This is a genomic window from Paracnuella aquatica (assembly GCF_003332885.2).
GTDB lineage: Bacteria > Bacteroidota > Bacteroidia > Chitinophagales > Chitinophagaceae > Flavisolibacter > Flavisolibacter aquaticus.
Map to the genome: position 1 here is coordinate 29,500 of NZ_QOWJ01000012.1, position 18,045 is coordinate 47,544.

15 protein-coding genes are annotated in these 18,045 nt (G+C 49.5%); 13 read left to right on the forward strand and 2 right to left on the reverse strand.

Annotated elements, in window-relative coordinates:
- Positions 1-328: 328 nt before the first annotated feature.
- From DRJ53_RS15580 to DRJ53_RS15605, 6 genes are all read left to right on the forward strand, one after another.
- A complete protein-coding gene (locus DRJ53_RS15580) occupies positions 329-808 on the forward strand; it encodes an RNA polymerase sigma factor (RefSeq protein ID WP_114236591.1) in 480 nt (159 codons plus the stop codon).
- Positions 805-2,277, forward strand: coding sequence for a phytoene desaturase family protein (locus tag DRJ53_RS15585; RefSeq protein WP_114236592.1), 1,473 nt, complete (start codon positions 805-807; stop codon positions 2,275-2,277). The genes DRJ53_RS15580 and DRJ53_RS15585 overlap by 4 nt, the downstream gene beginning before the upstream one ends.
- Positions 2,278-2,415: 138 nt before the next feature.
- Positions 2,416-3,255: a phytoene/squalene synthase family protein gene (locus tag DRJ53_RS15590; protein ID WP_114236670.1), complete on the forward strand. Its 840-nt coding sequence runs from the start codon at positions 2,416-2,418 to the stop codon at positions 3,253-3,255.
- A 120-nt stretch (positions 3,256-3,375) separates the two neighbouring features.
- Complete coding sequence (gene idi / locus DRJ53_RS15595) at positions 3,376-3,957, forward strand: isopentenyl-diphosphate Delta-isomerase (protein WP_241558577.1); 582 nt, start codon at positions 3,376-3,378, stop codon at positions 3,955-3,957.
- Positions 3,958-4,041: 84 nt separating this feature from the next.
- Positions 4,042-4,548 carry a sterol desaturase family protein gene (locus DRJ53_RS15600; RefSeq protein WP_114236593.1) on the forward strand — a complete coding sequence of 169 codons (507 nt, stop codon included), beginning with the start codon at positions 4,042-4,044 and terminating at the stop codon, positions 4,546-4,548.
- A gap of 187 nt (positions 4,549-4,735) precedes the next feature.
- Positions 4,736-5,872 carry a lycopene cyclase family protein gene (locus DRJ53_RS15605; RefSeq protein WP_277749278.1) on the forward strand — a complete coding sequence of 379 codons (1,137 nt, stop codon included), beginning with the start codon at positions 4,736-4,738 and terminating at the stop codon, positions 5,870-5,872.
- An 82-nt stretch (positions 5,873-5,954) separates the two neighbouring features.
- On the opposite strand, the gene trxA is transcribed toward DRJ53_RS15605, so the two are convergent.
- Positions 5,955-6,251, reverse strand: a complete 297-nt coding sequence (trxA, locus tag DRJ53_RS15610) for a thioredoxin (protein ID WP_114236595.1) — start codon at positions 6,249-6,251, stop codon at positions 5,955-5,957.
- A 186-nt stretch (positions 6,252-6,437) separates the two neighbouring features.
- On the opposite strand from trxA, the gene DRJ53_RS15615 reads away from it, so the two are divergent.
- A complete protein-coding gene (locus DRJ53_RS15615) occupies positions 6,438-7,526 on the forward strand; it encodes an AI-2E family transporter (RefSeq protein WP_114236596.1) in 1,089 nt (362 codons plus the stop codon).
- Positions 7,527-7,698: 172 nt separating this feature from the next.
- On the opposite strand, the gene DRJ53_RS15620 is transcribed toward DRJ53_RS15615, so the two are convergent.
- Positions 7,699-8,685, reverse strand: coding sequence for an ATP-binding protein (locus DRJ53_RS15620; protein ID WP_114236597.1), 987 nt, complete (start codon positions 8,683-8,685; stop codon positions 7,699-7,701).
- An 897-nt stretch (positions 8,686-9,582) separates the two neighbouring features.
- Between DRJ53_RS15620 and DRJ53_RS15625 the strand changes: the two genes are divergently transcribed.
- The 6 genes from DRJ53_RS15625 to DRJ53_RS15655 all read left to right on the forward strand — a co-directional run bounded on the left by DRJ53_RS15625 (position 9,583) and on the right by DRJ53_RS15655 (position 18,023).
- The gene (locus tag DRJ53_RS15625) at positions 9,583-10,863 is read left to right on the forward strand and encodes a DEAD/DEAH box helicase (protein ID WP_114236598.1); all 1,281 of its coding nucleotides are present in this window, start codon (positions 9,583-9,585) and stop codon (positions 10,861-10,863) included.
- A gap of 24 nt (positions 10,864-10,887) precedes the next feature.
- Positions 10,888-11,139, forward strand: a complete 252-nt coding sequence (locus DRJ53_RS15630) for a hypothetical protein (protein WP_114236599.1) — start codon at positions 10,888-10,890, stop codon at positions 11,137-11,139.
- Positions 11,140-11,171: 32 nt separating this feature from the next.
- A complete protein-coding gene (locus DRJ53_RS15635; RefSeq protein WP_240040755.1) occupies positions 11,172-11,438 on the forward strand; it encodes a short-chain dehydrogenase in 267 nt (88 codons plus the stop codon).
- Positions 11,439-11,952: 514 nt separating this feature from the next.
- Positions 11,953-13,038, forward strand: coding sequence for a BON domain-containing protein (locus DRJ53_RS15645; protein WP_114236601.1), 1,086 nt, complete (start codon positions 11,953-11,955; stop codon positions 13,036-13,038).
- A 292-nt stretch (positions 13,039-13,330) separates the two neighbouring features.
- Entirely contained in the window at positions 13,331-14,554 is a 1,224-nt protein-coding gene (locus DRJ53_RS15650) for an ROK family transcriptional regulator (RefSeq protein WP_114236602.1), read from the forward strand.
- Positions 14,555-14,690: 136 nt separating this feature from the next.
- On the forward strand, positions 14,691-18,023 hold the full coding sequence (locus DRJ53_RS15655) for a SusC/RagA family TonB-linked outer membrane protein (protein ID WP_114236603.1): 3,333 nt from the start codon (positions 14,691-14,693) through the stop codon (positions 18,021-18,023).
- Positions 18,024-18,045 lie beyond the last annotated feature (22 nt).

An 18,045-nucleotide genomic window follows, 5' to 3' on the forward strand; every position in this document is an offset into this window, starting at 1 on the left:
AGCGCATTTTTGTTTTTATTCAGTTTGTTGATGAATAGCGGCAACCGTTTCTATTTCGATGTGCATTGCAATAAGCAGTTGTCAGAAACCTCAAACATTTTCATAACTCTTTTCTCTTAGAAAATGCGCCCCATTAATCTCTTTTAAACTGTGCAGTAGTTAAACTAAGCGCGGCAGTTAAAAATTTTTTTCAACTTTTTTATGGCTATGAACCCTTAACAATCAACAATTTGTGTTGTAACATTGATTTTCTAATTTGTTTAAGAGATACAGTGTGATGTTTAAACAGAATATTCCGTTTAAATTTACTCTGTAAAAGTTAAACAACGTGAGTACACAAGAATTCAACGCACTGATCATCAACAACGCAGAAGGGCTCCGGCCTTTTGCCATTACCCTGACGCACGATCACGAATCGGCAAAGGACCTGTGCCAGGAAACATTGTACAAAGCTTTTGCCTATCGTGATAAGTATCAGCCCGGCACCAATGTAAAGGCCTGGTTATTTACCATCATGCGCAACATTTTTATCAACGACTACCGGCGCAATGGACGTAAAAAACTGGTGATGGATACCGTTAGGTATTTCGAGCCGCATTCGGCGCCGTCTTCCGATAAGAAGCTGTTGCTGAATGAAATTAATGGCGCTATTTATGGATTACCCGCTATCTTTAAAGCAGCGTGTTTGCTCTACCTGCAGGGCTATAAATATCAGGAAATAGCCGAAGCGCTAAACGAACCCCTTGGAACGATTAAGAGTCGTATTCATTTTGCTAAAAAGCTGCTGCAAAAACAAGTTCAACGTTGAGTAAATCTGTAATCATTATAGGCGCCGGTTTTGCCGGCCTTTCGGCAGCTTCTTTTATGGCCCGCGCAGGCTGGAAGGTGCAGGTGGTGGAAAAAAACAGCACCGCGGGTGGCCGTGCACGTCAGTTGCAGGCCGAGGGTTTCACCTTTGACATGGGACCAAGCTGGTACTGGATGCCGGATGTGTTTGAACGCTTTTTTGCACAATTCGGTAAAAAGGTTTCGGACTACTACAGCCTTACCCGCCTCGATCCATCGTACCGGGTGTACTGGCCCGAAGGGCATACCGACATACCGGCCGACTACGAGGCGCTGCGCCAACTCTTCGAATCCATTGAGCCGGGCAGTGCCCGCCAACTGGATAGTTACCTGAAAGAGGCCGGCGATAAATACCGCATTGGCATGCAAAGCCTGGTGTACAAACCGGGGCAATCGCTTACCGAGTTTGTAGACCGCCAGGTGCTGGGCAACATGTTTCGGCTCGACCTGTTTACTTCCATTAAAAAGCATGTGGCGCGGCATTTTAAAAGTCCCAAACTGCAGCAGTTGATGGAGTTCCCTGTGTTGTTTTTGGGCGCATTGCCCGCCGATACGCCGGCGCTGTACAGCCTGATGAACTATGCCGATATGCGCGGCGGTACCTGGTTTCCGCAGGGCGGCATGTTTTCAATTGTTAAAGCCATGCACAGCCTGGCCGAGGAATTGGGCGTGGCGTTTCGCTTTGATGAAGAAGCAACCGAAATTGTTATTGAGCAGGGCAAGGCAAGGAAACTGGTAACTAATAAAGGCACGTACACTGCCGATGCCATCATCAGTGGCGGCGATTATCATTTTACCGAGCAGCATTTGCTGGCGCCTGAGCATCGCAGCTATACCGAAACTTATTGGCAGGGACGGGTGCTGGCGCCATCCTGCCTGTTGTATTATATTGGTGTTGGTAAAAAAATCGACAACCTGCTGCATCATTCGCTGTTTTTCGACACGGAGTTTCAGCAGCATGCCGATGAAATTTACCAGCGGCCGCAATGGCCCACCGACCCGATGTTTTACCTGTCGGCCACTACCAAAACAGATCCATCCGGCGCACCGGAAGGTTGCGAAAACCTGTTTTTGCTGATACCGGTGGCGGCAGGCTTAAAGGAAGACACCGAAGCTGTGCGGGAACGATATTTTAATGATGCCATCAGCAGGTTAGAGCAGCGGCTGGGCCAATCCATAAAAGAACACATACTGTATAAAAAGTCGTTTTCCGTTTCCGATTTTGAGCGGGAGTACCATTCATTTAAAGGCAATGCTTACGGGCTGGCCAATACGCTGATGCAAACGGCCATTTTCAAGCCGTCGTGCCGCAGTAAAAAAGTGCCCAACCTGTATTACACCGGGCAGTTTACGGTGCCCGGGCCCGGAGTGCCGCCCAGCCTGATCAGTGGCGAAGTGGTGTCGGCGCAGGTGGTGCGCCAAATAGGATAGAAGAGGGCAAGGGAAGGGGAGCGAAAGACGATTGTAAGACAAAATGGTGTGGGGCTGATGCAGGTGCTGTGGCTGTTGCAAAATAGAAAGCAGCAAAGCAATCGGCCGATGCACATTACCATACGAAACGAAAACTTTATGACGAAAGCATTTTTCGATCAGGTTTGTGAAGCATGCAGCAAGGAAGTAACGGTGCGCTACAGCACGTCTTTTTCTTCGGCCATTAAATTGTTGCACCCCGAAATGCGGCGGCCCATTTTCAACATCTATGGGTTTGTGCGTTTTGCCGACGAGATCGTGGACACATTTCACGAACATGATAAGGAGGCCCTGCTCCAACAATTTAAAGCGGAAACCTTTGAAGCCATTGAGCGGCGCATTTCGCTCAATCCGATTCTTAATGCATTCCAGGACACGGTAAACGAATACGGCATTGATCACCACCTGATTCATGCGTTTTTCAAAAGCATGGAATCGGACCTGACGCAAAACGTGTACGACCGGCAGGGCTATGAAGAATACATTTATGGTTCGGCCGAAGTGGTGGGCCTGATGTGTTTGTATGTTTTTTGTGAAGGCAACGAAACCTTGTACCGCAAGCTGGAAGATTCAGCAAGGTCGCTGGGTGCAGCATTCCAGAAGGTGAACTTTTTGCGCGACATTAAAGCAGACTTCAACGACCTGTCAAGGATGTATTTTCCGGGCTGCGATTTTCACCAGTTTACAGAAAGCGATAAGGCCCGGATTGAAGCCGACATTGAACAGGATTTTGAGCATGCATACACCGGCATCCTGGAGTTGCCCATGAAGTCGAAGTTTGGCGTATATGTTGCCTACAAATATTATTATTCCCTGTTTGGTAAAATTAAGTCGACCCACCCGGGACATATTCTTAACAAACGCATTCGCATACCCAATTATCACAAGGCTTATATTGTGCTGAAAGCTGGCGTGAAGAACCAGTTGCGGATGATTTGAGAAGTAGTTGATAGTTGATAGTTGGTAGTTGATGGAATGATGAATAGCGTTTAGAAAGTACAAGAGTGCGACGCAACAGGTGCTGAACGGGGGGTTGCAGTTGGTAACAACAATATCCGGATGAATAAATTTGAAATGACCATGAGTGTGCAGGAAGTATTGCTGGTAAACGAACAGGATGAACCATTGGGTACGATGGAAAAAATGGCGGCCCACGAACAGGGCTTGCTGCACCGTGCTTTTTCGGTTTTCGTGTTTGATGGTGCCGGCCGCATGTTGCTGCAACAGCGGGCTGCGCAAAAATATCATGGCGGTGGCTTGTGGACCAACACCTGCTGCAGCCATCCTTACCCCGATGAAGCGGTTGAAACGGCCGCCCGGCGCAGGCTTCAGGAGGAAATGGGTTTTGAAACGCCGCTGGAAAAAATATTTGCTTTTACCTACCGCGCCGATGTGGAAAATGGCCTGGTGGAGCACGAATACGATCATGTGTTTGCGGGCCAGTATGATGGGCCGATGGAGCTTAATGCGGAAGAAGTGGCCGACAGCCGCTACATGGAAATGGAAGCCATTGAAGACTGGATTATTGCCGAGCCAGCAGCGTTTACATCCTGGTTCCGCATCGCGTTTCCAATGGTGCAGGCCTGGTGGCAGCAGCAGTTTGGCAACGCTACTGTGCGGAAAATGGCGGAAAAAGTTTAAAGTTTAAAGTTGTTGCTGCGGTAGCCAACCTTAAACCTTAAACTTTCTTCTCTCAACTTTTGAATTTTAATTGCTTACTACAATATGACCCCGTTGTATTTTACTTTGGTACTGCTTGCAACGTTCATCATTATGGAAGGCGTTACGTGGTTAACGCACCGTTATGTAATGCACGGATTTTTGTGGTACCTGCACCGCGATCATCACCAGGTGGAGCCTGGTTTTTTTGAAAAGAACGATCTGTTCTTTGTCATTTTTGCGGTGCCCAGTATGTTGCTGATTGGCTTTGGTGTATACAACCAGGTGTGGTGGATGCAGGCCATTGGTTTTGGCATTATGGCCTATGGTGCTGCTTATTTTCTGGTGCACGATGTGATCATTCACCAGCGCTTTAAATGGTTTAGCCGCAGCCGCAATACTTATGTGCGGGCCATCAGGTGGGCACACAAAATGCACCATAAGCACCTGAATAAAGAAGATGGCGAAAGCTTTGGCATGTTGTACGTGCACAAAAAATACTGGGATAAAGTGCGCCGCGATAAAAAGCTGATGGCTGCTAAAAGAGTGGGCTACGCACCAGAGCAGGGGTAGGGGGAGACAGGAAAGACCGCAAAGACAGTAAAGATGGAAAAGTCCGAAGTCCGCAGTCAGAAGTCGGAAGAAAAATCTGCACGTCCAATTTTGACGAGTAACTGCCAAGTGTCAACTCCCAACTCTTGACTATAATCCACCAACTTTCATCCATTATCTCCTCTTTGTTATCAAAACCTTCGACTACATTTTCACCGGTTCGGGATTGGCTGCGCTTAGCCTGCTGATGCGCATGGTGCAGCAGCCTGCATTGTCGGGTAAAAAAGTATTGCTGCTCGATGCCGATGCAAAAAACAGGAACGACCGCACCTGGTGTTTTTGGGAAAAAGAGGCAGGTCTTTTTGAAAACATTGTGCACCACCAGTGGAACACTTTGTATGTACATGCGCAGGGCTTTTCCAAAAAGCTGGATATAGCGCCTTACCGGTATAAGCTCATTCGCGGTATTGATTTTTACCGCCATTGTTTCGAGTACTTAGACCAGTTTCCGAATATTCATCGCGTACAGGCAACAGTAGATTCCATTGAGCAAGAGGGAAATGAAGTGCAGGTGCAAGCCGGCGGCGAAGTATATGTGGCGCCGATTTTGTTCAACAGCATACCGCCAAAACAGCCGCAGCTAAAGCCGCACGAATACTGGCTGCTGCAGCATTTCAAAGGATGGACCATCGAAACCGAAACGGACTGTTTCAACCCGGCTGAAGCTACGATGATGGACTTTCGCGTAGGGCAGGAGCAGGGCACCACCTTTGTGTATGTGCTGCCCGTTTCGCGGCGCAGGGCCCTGGTGGAGTACACGCTGTTTTCAGGAAAATTGTTGCCGCAAGAAGCATATGATGCGGCTTTAAAAGACTACCTGCATCGCTTTTTAAGTATTGACCGGTACACCATCACCGAAGAAGAATTTGGCATCATTCCCATGACCAATGTTTCTTTTCCGCAACGGAGTGGCAATATTTTAAATCTTGGAACGGCAGGCGGCAACACGAAAGGTTCGAGTGGTTATACCTTCCGGGCGGTGCAAAAAAAATCAGATAGGATTGTGGCGAGCCTGTTGCAGCACGGCCACCCATTCGACCTAAACAAGGAATCACCTCGTTTTCATTTTTACGATAGTGTGCTGCTGCAAATCCTTTCCGAAGGAAAGCTGCTGGGCGCCGATATTTTCCGGCAGTTGTTTCAAAAAAATAAAGGCTCCCGGGTGTTGCAGTTTTTAGACAATGAAACCTCGCTTGCCCAGGAAGTGCAACTGCTCCCCACGCTGCCCATTGTACCGTTTACCGCAGCCGCGGCCAAATACCTCTATCTGAAAGGGTTTAAGTAAAAAGTAAAAATTCAAAAGCTAAAAAAGCTGTTCAATGCTCTTCACTCTTTTGCCTTTTTACTTTTGAATTTTTACTTGCGCATCAACTTACTTGCCGCACTGCCTGCACCAGGGTTTGTGCCGGCACCACACCCGATTGGCGCCAGCGCACCTGTCCAGCCTGAAACAGCACCAAGGTGGGCACTCCTTGTACATTGTATTGTCTTGCTGCATCGGGGTTGCGGTCCACATCAACTTTAATCACGGTTACGGCATCGCCCAATGCATCTTTGGCTTGCTTTAAAATGGGCGCCATCGTTTTGCAGGGGCCGCACCATTCTGCAAAAAAATCAACCAGCACGGGCTTGTCGGATTGTATCAGTTCATTAAACGGCTTCATGTTTTTACATTGGTTTGCGCACAGATTATACCAGATGTAATTTATGATGTACGATTTACGATTTTGGATGGACGATTATCTTGCCCGCAAAAGTCAATTAAGGCAAAAGGTGTGCTCTTTCGTACATTTCTAAAAATCCGAAATCCCAAATTCCCTGCTTGGTATAAAATTTAAAGCACTGCATTTATGACCATTCCATCCCTGCATAAACCCATGCAGATATTGCTGTTTTTTATTTTGCTGTTTGTAGCGGCTGTTTATGCAAAGCCTTTTTTTGTGCCCTTTACCATGGCGGCGCTGCTGGCCATGTTGTTTTTGCCTTGGTGTCAGCGCATGGAGCAACACATGCCGCGGGCCCTGGCCATTATTATTTGTCTGCTGTGCATGATCGTGGTAGTGGCCGGTGTGGTGGCCTTGCTGTCGTGGCAACTGTCCGACCTGGCAGCAAATGCCGATGAAATAGAACAAAACCTGTCGCGAAAGATCACCGAATTGCGCCGCTACATTGACCGCACCTTCGGCATTTCGCGGCAGCAGCAAAAAGAATTGATCAAAGGCGGCCAGCCGTCGGGGCGCCTGCAAACAATGGTCACGGGCTTTTTGGCGGGCTTTGGCGGTTTTCTCACCGATCTGATCCTGGTGCTGGTGTACCTGTTTTTGCTACTGTATTACCGAACCCGGCTGCACCGCTTTGTGCTGATGCTGGTGCCGCAGAATAAACAACAGCAAGCCGAAAAAACCCTTCTGGAATCGCGGAAAGTGGCGCAAAAATATCTTTCCGGTATGGCACTGATGATTGCCTGCCTATGGGTTTTGTATGGCATTGGCTTTTCCATTGTGGGGGTAAAAAATGCCATCTTCTTTGCCGTGCTGTGCGGCCTGCTCGAAATTGTTCCGTTTATCGGCAACCTTACCGGTACGCTGTTTACGGTCATTACGGTTTTTGCGCAGGGCGGCAGCGGGGGCATGGTCATCGGCGTGCTGGCTACTTACGCCGTCATACAGTTTGTGCAAACTTATTTGCTGGAACCCCTCGTGGTGGGCGCCGAAGTAAGCATTAACCCGCTGGCTACCATTGCCGGTCTGGTTATTGGCGAACTGGTGTGGGGCATACCGGGCATGGTGCTGGCCATACCGCTGTTGGGTATTGTAAAAATCATCTGCGACAATGTGGACGAATGGAAGCCTGTTGGTTATCTGCTGGGCAGCCCGCCCAAGAAAAAACGCAAAAACCTGTTGCGCCGCAAATCGCGGGTAAATGCAGCAGCGGAGTAGCCCATTTACCCACAGCCCACACCGATGCCTAACCGAAAACGCGGGGCTAAAAATTTATTTTGCGTTTATTAGGATTTCTTTAACTTAGTTGCCGCACCGATGCAAAGGGTGTACTAATGTTTGCTTGTCATTTATTGCCTTAAAAAAGCGTGGCCACCTGTGCCACGCTTTTTTATTTCAGCGGCAGGCGCACCTGCAGCCTGCAACCGGCACCCGGCGCCGAATCGAGGTGCATGCTGCCTTCGTGGTTTTCGGCCCGGCTTTTAATATTGCGCAGCCCCAGCCCAAACTGCACTGCATCGCGGTTAAAGCCAATGCCGTTGTCGGCAATTTTTAATTCAACCGCATCAAAACTGAGCTGCAGGTAAATATCGGCGCGGGTGGCCTGGGCGTAGCGCACAATGTTGCTGCACTGCTCCTGTATAATGCGGAACAAGGATAGCTGGACTCCTGCATCCAACCTAGCCAACGTTTTAGGTTCGGAAGCGTGGAGCAAAATATGCGGTTTGCCCTGCGGTGCAATATCCTTGATCATTTCCCCGATGGCTGCTACCAGCCCAATTTCCGACAGTTGCTTTGGATTGAGCCAGTGACTAATGCCGCGAACCCGGTTGATTACTTTTTGCAGGTAAACAATAGCTTGTTGCGTAGCCGGGTCCCCGTTGCAGCCTTCGTTGTGCTCCAAAATCAGTTTGCAGGTGGTAAGGATCTGCGTTACGCTTTCGTGCAGCTCCTCGGCCAGCAGTTGCCGTTCTTTTTCCTGTGCTTCCAGCGCTGCCGATAGCACCGCCTTGCGGCTTTCCCGGCCCTCTTCGGCGGAGATGGCTTTGTTGTGTTCCTGGCCAATCAGCGTGCCCATGGCTATAGATCCGGCTACCTCGCCATGACCATTGTGTATGATGCTGGTGTGCCAGCGAATGGGTTGCAACATGCCGGTTGCTGTTTGCACGGTGTGTTCGAACAGGCTGTTATGACTCTTATCGCTGCTTAACGGGCCGCCTGGTTGTTGTTGGGGTAAGAAAGTTTCAAACCAATCGCGGCCAATTACATCGGCTGGCGTGCAGCCCAATAGGGCACACCCGGCTTTGTTGATGCCGGTAATGGTTAGTTGAGGATCGAGGTTTATAAAAACAGGTTCCTGCTCGGTTTGTAGATCCACGTTGGCTTTTTGTCAATGTTTGTAAGAAACAGCTATGGCAGCAAACAGTTCAAACAGGGTAGTAGTAGCCCAGCAAAGGCAATGGCTTTCAAGTGGATATCTTGCCGATAGGCCTCGGTAAACCGAGGGGTAAAAAAGGGTCTGTGCGTAAAAAATACACGTAAATATACGATACGGTTATTCGTAAAGAGTACCTGAAACAAAAATGTTTGCCGTATAAAATGAAGGGGTAAAAAAGAGCAGAAATGCCCTTGCCGCCGCTTTATTGCAGAGCTATCTTTGTGCTCGAAGTTGATTGGTCACACAATCAAAAAAGTCCAAAATCCTATTGAGCAAAAAAACCATCCAATCCGAAAGACCAAACCGTCCAAAAAACCGAATTATCCAGATCCCATGAAAAGCAAATGAAATCCGTATCAATCAACTTCTTTTAAAATCGTTTTTTCATACCGTAAGTTTTATAGTTTAAGCTAAATCCAATCATTCAAAAGAAAAACCAATCCAATCCAAAGATCCTTTGAAAAGAATCCGGTCCATGAAAAGCCAGGCGTCCTTGTCCAATGAAAAAGAAGACATGCAAATGAAACAAACGCCTTAAATAACAGCCCCCGCAAAATCCCGGGGGCTTCTTTATGCCCACAGGTTCAGCAGCCGGTTTTGGGCAAAATGACCATCTCCATTTCCCGCTTTACACTTATTTTACAAACTATTAGCACGAAAGAGCCTACCTTTGGCCCTTTCCGAAAGGAATATCCGATCTCCGTAAGGAGTATCTGAAGGCCCACCTCAAACATCTAGGGCCGCCCGGCCTCAAGGAAGATTTTTACAAGGATCGCTTTTATTGTTGCATAATACCATATATTCAAGCTCCTATTTATTACATCTAATCGACATATTTTGACGTTCGAACAGCTTCACCTTATTGAGCCCATTTTAAAGGCGCTCAAAAAAGAAGGATACGAAAACCCTACCCCCATACAACAGCAATCCATACCTGTAGTGCTCCAGGGCAAAGACTTACTGGGCTGCGCCCAAACCGGAACCGGAAAAACGGCGGCTTTTGCCTTGCCTATTTTACAGCGCCTGTACGAAACCGGCTCTGGTGGTAATGGCTACAAGCATATCCGCACACTCATACTTACGCCTACACGCGAATTGGCCGTACAGATCGATGACAGTTTTGAGTCTTACGGTAAATACCTGGGCCTGAAACACGACGTGATTTTTGGCGGGGTACCCCAGCATTCTCAAACTTTAGCACTGCGCAACGGCACGGACGTGCTGATTGCCACCCCGGGCCGCCTGCTCGACCTGATGCAGCAAGGCTATATTTACCTCGATCACCTGGAAGTATTTGTGCTGGATGAAGCCGACCGCATGCTGGACATGGGCTTTATTGGCGATATTAAAAAAGTGATCCGCGAGTTGCCCAGCCAGCGCCAGACCCTGTTTTTTTCGGCTACCATGCCGCCGCCCATTGCCAAGCTGGCTGCCAGCCTGCTGTACAACCCCGTGGAAGTAGCTGTGGCACCGGTATCGAGTACGGCCGAAAAAATTGAGCAGGCTATTTACATGGTACACAAAGGCGACAAGCAAAAGCTGCTGGTGCACCTGGTGCACGACAAAAAGCTGGACAGATCGCTGGTGTTTACCCGCACCAAGCACGGCGCCGACCGCATAGCCCGCGAACTGAAAAAAGCAAACATCAAAGCCGATGCATTGCACGGCGATAAATCGCAGGAGGCCCGCCAGCGTGCCCTGCAAAACTTCAAGAACGGAAGGTTGCAAGTGTTGGTAGCTACCGATATTGCAGCCCGCGGTATTGATGTGGACAATCTTTCGCATGTCATCAACTACGACCTGCCCAACGTGCCCGAAACCTACGTGCACCGCATTGGCCGCACCGGCCGCGCAGGCGCCGAAGGCATGGCATTTTCTTTTTGTGATGCGGAGGAGCGTGCTTATCTTAAGGACATTCAAAAACTCACCGGGCTGACCATTCCGGTGGTGGAGGAGCATCCTTTTCCCATGCGCAGCCGGCCGGCACACCCTGCACCGGCACCTGGTCAGGAGCGGCAGTTCAATGGGCCACGCGGCCCGCGCAACGGTGGCGGACAAAAGCCCCGGCGCAACCGCAGCGGCCAGCGCCATGGACAACAAGGACCTGCAAAAGCTTAACCTTAATCGTTACTTACATAATTTATGAGCACCTATTTTTCTAAAATAATCAAAGCAGGGCAGCGGCAAAGAGAGTTCAATTTTCGCCGCTTGTCTGCAGGGCCCGAAGCCCGCTACCATGTGGATGTGAATGACGATAAGGGCAACCGTTTGATTTTTAACCTGATAAAAGACGCCGGCGGCCAATGGAAAACCACCGGTACCGATTTGCCCGAGTGGGTGTATGGTGTTGAAGGCGACTTGGGCTCTTCCATTGAAGAACACTTATCTGCATAACCACCGCATATTTACCTTAACCCGATAAGATTATGAATATCGAAGAAATAGAACAGTTTCTGGACCGCCAGTCAATGAAGCAGGGACAGCAAGTTAAGATCGCTTTTAAAAAGCGCGACCCCATTTATGGGCTGTTTATCAAAGGCACCGATTATGCCGAGTTGAAAGCCAAAAACTTTTGGCGCATCGTAACGGCCACCCACCTGGCTGATTATCAAAAGTCAAAGAACATAGCGCTGGCTAAAATTTTCAGCGGCTCCGACTTTGCCAAGCTTACTGTGAAGGAAGCCGTTTCCTGATCAGTTAACCCATAACTTTTTGGATCACTCCTGCACACCAGCATCGCCGGGCCGTGCAGGAGTTTTTTGTTTGTGGTAGGTAAAAAATAACTGCAAATGAAGTAGAATTCTTGTTTAATGGAGGTGTCATGCCGAACTTGTTTCGGCATCTCCTGCTGCTTCTGTAAACTCCGCAAGATTAAAGGAGATGCCGAAACAAGTTCGGCACGACATCCCTCACAGTTAGGAACACAACCGGGTACCATTTTGACGTAAATAATTTCTCCTCCACCTTTCTTCTTCCCCCACCGTTCGCTTGCCCAAACCACCTGTTCCCCTTTTTTACAGGCATAGTTTTTATTAGTGATATTAGGCTGTTTTGCATTGACCAAAAACAAGCGGGGCTGTTAACAAGCTGTGCCATAAGCATTTATTTGCTGCGCAATGGCTGTTGTTTGCTGTCCCAAATACGTTTTACAGGTACAGTGCAATACAGCCCGAATTAAAATTTATTCACCCTTAAATACTATATATTATGGACAACAGGCACAACCAGGATCGTTACGATCAGGGCTATCAGGCCGGCTGGAACCAGCAAAACCAGCGACGGGATCAATGGCGCGACCGGCCGGATTATGAAAGCGACTCGTATGTAAACAGAAACGATTCGCCCAACCCCGGCTATGGCGAGGTGTATCACGGCAACGTAAAACAGCGTGAGGAAGAAACCAACCGGGCCCGTGGCCGCAACTATGGCAACATGCAGCATGACCAGTACCACGGCAACCGCCAAAACTGGAACGTGGGCGGATACGGACAGGTGGGCTATACCGGTGGCGGACATGGCGCCTGGGACAGCTACGGATCGGGCAGCCAGGATATGGGCGGCAACTCCCAGTCGTACGAAAATCGCTACAACCAACGCAGCGGCTCATCAGGCTACAACAGTGGCTACGCACAGCGCACATCGGGTGGCCAACAATATGGCAATAGCAATTATGGCCGCGAACGCCGCCACGATGACGATGATAACAGCTGGTGGGAACGCACAAAGGAAAAAGTATCTTCCTGGTTTAGCGACGATGATGACGATGACCGCCGCAACTACCGTGGCGATTACCGCCAGGGCAGCCAGCAGTATGCCAGCGGCATGGCCGGCAGCTCCCGCAATTATGGTGAGCACCGCGGCAAAGGCCCTAAAGGTTACCAGCGCTCCGACGAACGCATCCGCGAAGATGTGTGCGACCGCCTGTACCAGGATGGCCGTGTAGATGCATCGGAAATTGATGTAAAAGTGGAAGGCAACGAAGTGGTGCTTTCAGGTTCGGTACGCAGCCGCGAGGAAAAGCGCCGCGCCGAAGACCTGGTGGAAAACATCATGGGGGTGCGACATGTGGAAAACCGCATCCGCGTAAACAACGAAAACAGCTGGCGCGATTCGGGCAGCCGCTACGAAGACAGCAGCCGTTATAGCGATTCGAGCCGTACTTACAACTCGGGCAGCAACACCGATAGCCGCTCATACACTGGCAATAGTGGCGACGGCACCGGTATCGGCAACGAGTCGGGTACGACCAACGAGATCATCCGCAACTCGGGCAACCTCGATACCAACAAGTAGGTAGCCAACAACGATTGCGCAATAAAAAAAGCGCTTTGCCACTGGCAGGGCGCTTTTTTTTATGAGTAAAAATGTGACCTGCCATTTGAAATTTTACCCACTAAAAATTGCCCTGCCGTAAATGCACTTTTTGCCCCTTAACCGCTAAACCCTGCAATGCCCACGATCATACCCTCACATAATTCCGCTCATCAATTCCTCAGCGAAAAAACTTTAAGAACTTTTTAATTTTTTTATAAAGTGGGTTAAGAATTTATTATGTTTGAGCCATCAAACCCGATTGCCTCCTGTTTTGAGTAAGAAAGCCAACTATAAAAAAAGGATTTTAAAGCAACTGTACTTTGGAGGTATATTTTCCTGTGCAGATTTGAGCGACAAGATCAACATCAGCATTCCGGTCACCACCAAGATCCTGAATGAACTGGTGGCGGAGGGGTTTGTGCTGGAAAATGGTTTTGCGCCATCCAAAGGCGGGCGCCGCCCGGTTACCTATTCCATTCGTGCCGATGTGATGTACATCGTGTCGGTAGCCATGGACCAGTTTGTAACCCGGCTGGCCATTATGGACATGCACAACCAGTTTGTGGTGGCTACCCAACAGGTGGAACTGCCGCTGCACGACAATGAAGAGGCGCTGCCCGTGCTGATCGAAACCATCAACGATTTTATCCGCCATTCGGGTATTGCCAAAGAGCGGATTGTGGGCATAGGCATTGGCATGCCGGGTTTTGTAGATGTAACCAAAGGCATCAATTATTCTTTTCTTCCTTCCAACAATAAACGCATCACCACGCAGATCAGCGAAGCGGTGGGCTTGCCTGTTTTTATCGACAACGACTCCAGCCTGATTGCGCTGGCCGAGTTGCGGTTTGGCTCGCCACGCAGCAAAAGCAATGTAATGGTGGTCAATATTAGTTGGGGGGTAGGACTGGGGCTTATTTTGAATAACGAATTGTTTCGCGGCGATAACGGGTTTGCAGGCGAGTTTAGCCATATTCCAATTTTTCAAAACAACAAATTGTGCAGTTGCGGCAAACGGGGTTGCCTCGAAACCGAGACCTCGTTGCTGGTGGTAATTGAAAAGGCAAAAGAAGGCCTGCGGGCCGGGCGGTTGTCGTCGTTGAAATTGGAAGCGCTGGAACATTACGAGGAAGCAGTGGAAGCATTGGTAGCCGCGGCATCAAAAGGCGATCCTTTTACCGTGGAATTGTTTTCGGAAGCAGGGTACAACATCGGCAAGGGCGTGGCTATTTTAATCCATATCCTCAACCCGGCAATGATTGTATTGAGTGGACGTGGATCGGCTGCAGGCAAAGTGTGGGAAGCGCCCATACAACAGGCGGTAAACGAACACTGCATTCCAAGGTTATCGGCAAATACATCCATTCAGATCTCCAGGTTGGGATACGAAGCAGAATTGATTGGCGCGGCCAGTTTGGTGATGGAAAATTTTGATAAAGAAGGAAAAGGGGCTAAGGAGCCGGTGCCGCAGGCAGGGCTAGCCATGAGAAATTAATCATTGATCCATACTGTAGTTAACTGCTGCGGGCAAAGCCCGTACAGCTACCCCCATCCCTAAGAAAATTGAAAACGTTTTTTTAATCAGGCTTAAACAATAATTGCTTCAATCACCAAAAACAACATCCATGCGTATGCGCAATTTTCTGCTATTGGTGTTGTCTTTCCTGTGCATAAACCTAGCTGCACAAGCGCAGGCAAAGAGAACCATCACCGGTGTAGTAAGAGATGCCAATGGAGCAGCTCTTGCGGGTGCCACCGTCAATGAAAAAGGCACCGTCAACAATGTTATGTCCAACGACAATGGTTCATTTACCATTTCCGTAGCACCCAACGCCACACTGGTTATTTCCTTTGCGGGCTTTACCGCGCAGGAAGTAGCGGCACCAGCCAGTGGCTCCCTCGAAATCAGCTTGCAATCGAGCGGCAACACCCTCAATGAAGTGGTGGTTACCGGCTTTGGTGTACGCAAGCAGACCAAAAAACTTTCCTACGCCGTGCAGGAAGTAAAAGGCGAAGAACTGGCCAGGGCCAACACGCCCAACCTGGTGAACGCCCTGCAGGGAAAGGTAGCTGGTGTAATGATCAACCAGGGTGCTGGTGGTCCTTCATCTTCTTCGCGGATCCGCATCAGGGGTAACGCCTCTATTTCGCGGAGCAACACACAGCCCTTGTTTGTAGTGGATGGTGTGCTCATTAAGCCCGGTACATCGGGTGCCGACTCGTGGGGTGATGCCCGCGACTTTGGTAACGAACTGAAAAACCTGAACCCCGACGACTACGAAAGCGTAACCGTGCTGAAAGGCTCGGCTGCAACTGCTTTGTATGGCTCCGACGCCCTTTTTGGCGTGGTACTCATCACCACTAAAAAAGGCCGCGAACGCAAAGGTTTGGGTGTAAACGTATCGCATACTTCTACGTTTGAAAGAGCTTATCGCCTGCCTGATTTCCAGAACGAATATGGCGGCGGTGTTGACCCCACATTTATCAAAGGTGCCGATGGTGTAAACCAGGTAGAGCCAACGCTCGGGCCATACTACAGCTTCGGACCTAAGTTCGATGGCCAGATGGTACGCGACGTGGACGGCCGCATGATTCCATGGAGAGCCAACAACATTTTGGACCTCTTTAAAACCGGCCAATACTACAATACCAACGTATCGCTGGAAGGTGGTAGCGAAAAAACAACGGTGCGTTTTTCCTACACCAATACCAAGAACAGCAGCATTATGCCCAACAACGATTTTGGCCGTAATGTATTTACCCTGCGTGCTACGCAAAAGCTGAACAAAGCCATCAACATGGATGCGATGGTGACCTATGCAACATCCAATTCTAAAAACCCGTTGTTGCAGGGTGGTAACTCTAACCCCATCTTCCGTTTGGGCTATTCCAACTCGCGTCACTACGACATCGACTATTATAAGGATCGCTACATCGACACCGTAAGAGGTGGCCGCACTGGCGCAGCCGGTAACCCTACCAGCAACCCTTACGATCGTGGTTCCATGTCATCGGTGTTCTGGAATTTTTACCAGAAAAACATCATGCAGAAAGAAGACAACCTGCGGGCTAACCTCGATATCAACATCGATGTGCTCCCCTGGTTGCATGCATTGCTGCGTGGTAACATCAACAGCACCGCCATCAGCCGCGAAAACAAAGAACGTGGCGAACTGCCTGGATTCTTGGGCGGCTATTATGCCCTGTACCAAAGCAGCAACAAGTACGGACGCCTGCAAGGTTTGCTCACTGCCAACAGCGCACTGGGTACCAACTTTGAAGGTAGCCTGACTGTAGGTGGTGAAACCAACCGCGGCATCAGCGGATACGAAAGCAACAACTCGACCAACGGTGGATTCAAGATTGCCGACATCTATGCGCTGTCTAACTCGGTGAACACCATCAACGCCAGCGGCCGCGTATTTCCGCAAAGCCGCCTCGATGCGGTATACGCTTACGGCGATATTACCTGGAAAGAGTTGCTGACCCTGAACTTCAGTGCCCGTAACGACTGGAACTCTACGCTGACCTATCCTAATGGCAGCGGCGATTATGGATATTTCTATCCTTCGGTGGGCCTGGCTTATGTCTTCTCCGAATCGCTGAAGAACAACTCCGGATTTGATTTCCTTTCTTTTGGTAAACTGCGTGCAAGCCTGGGCTACTCGGGTGCAGGTACCAACATTTACGAAACCAGCCGCGGTACCGGTTACAACCTGTTGGGTACATTCATTGGTGTAGACAATACCATTCCTCGTTACGGCTTTGGCTCGTACGACCTGCCTAACCTGAACCTGAAACCGGAACGTTCCCGCGAATATGAAGTGGGTGCCGACCTGCGCTTTTTTGACAGCCGCCTGGGTGTTGACTTTGCCTGGTATAAAAAGAACACCTTCAACCAGATCGTTCGCCTGGCAGCACCGCCCGAAAGTGGTGTGAGCAGCCGCCTGATCAATGCCGGTAATATCCAGAACCAGGGTATTGAGATCGTGTTGAGCGGTACACCGGTACGCAGCCGCGACGTGCAGTGGACCACCACTTTGAACTTCTCCCGCAACCGTAACAAGGTGATCGACATCGACGAAGCCAATGGCGTAAACTCGCTGGAGCTTGACCTGGCTTTTGGTGCCGACGTTAAATCTGTTGCCCGTGTAGGTAAAGAGTATGGTACCCTCATCACCGGTTATGCATTTGCTACTTATCAGAAAATGGATGCATCGGGCAACCCGATCAACCACCCTGCTAACGGTCAAAAGATCCTGAAGCAAAATGGTGTGTACATGCGTTCCAGCGAAGCAGGCCAGGGCGAAAAAGAACTGGGCTCTATGATGGAGAAATTCCTGCTGAGCAACACCAACGAGGTGCGGTTTAAAAACTTCAGCCTGAACGTACAGGTTGACTCCAAGTTTGGTGGCCTGATGGCATCTGCCACACACCAGTACGGTGTTAACTACGGTAGCTTCGAAAGCACCCTGGCCGGCCGCGACGCTTCGCATGGTGGTGTTGAATACAACGACGCCAATGGCGTAAAACGCAACGACGGTATTATTCCTGAAGGCGTATTTGCCGAAGGCATCAAACTGGCTGGCGTAGATGTAGGCGGTATGACTTATGGCGAAGCTGTGAAGCAAGGCCTGATCAAACCAATGCCCGCATGGCAGTATTACGAAGGCATTGGCAGCTGGGGAACCGGCATCCGCGAATACTCTGTATTTGAAAATTCATGGGTAGCACTGCGCGAAGTATCACTGGGCTACAACCTGCCCCAGCGCTTTTCTTCCAGACTGCGCATGAACAACCTGCGGGTAAGTGCTGTAGGCCGTAACCTGGCATACCTGTACAACACATCAAAAGACAATATTCATCCGGAATCTGTGTTTAGTAGCCGTGCCGGTGCATTTGCCGAGTATGGTGGTGTGCCTTACGTACGCAGCATTGGTGTAAGTGTGAACGCAGCATTCTAATTCAATAAAAGCAACTTCTTTC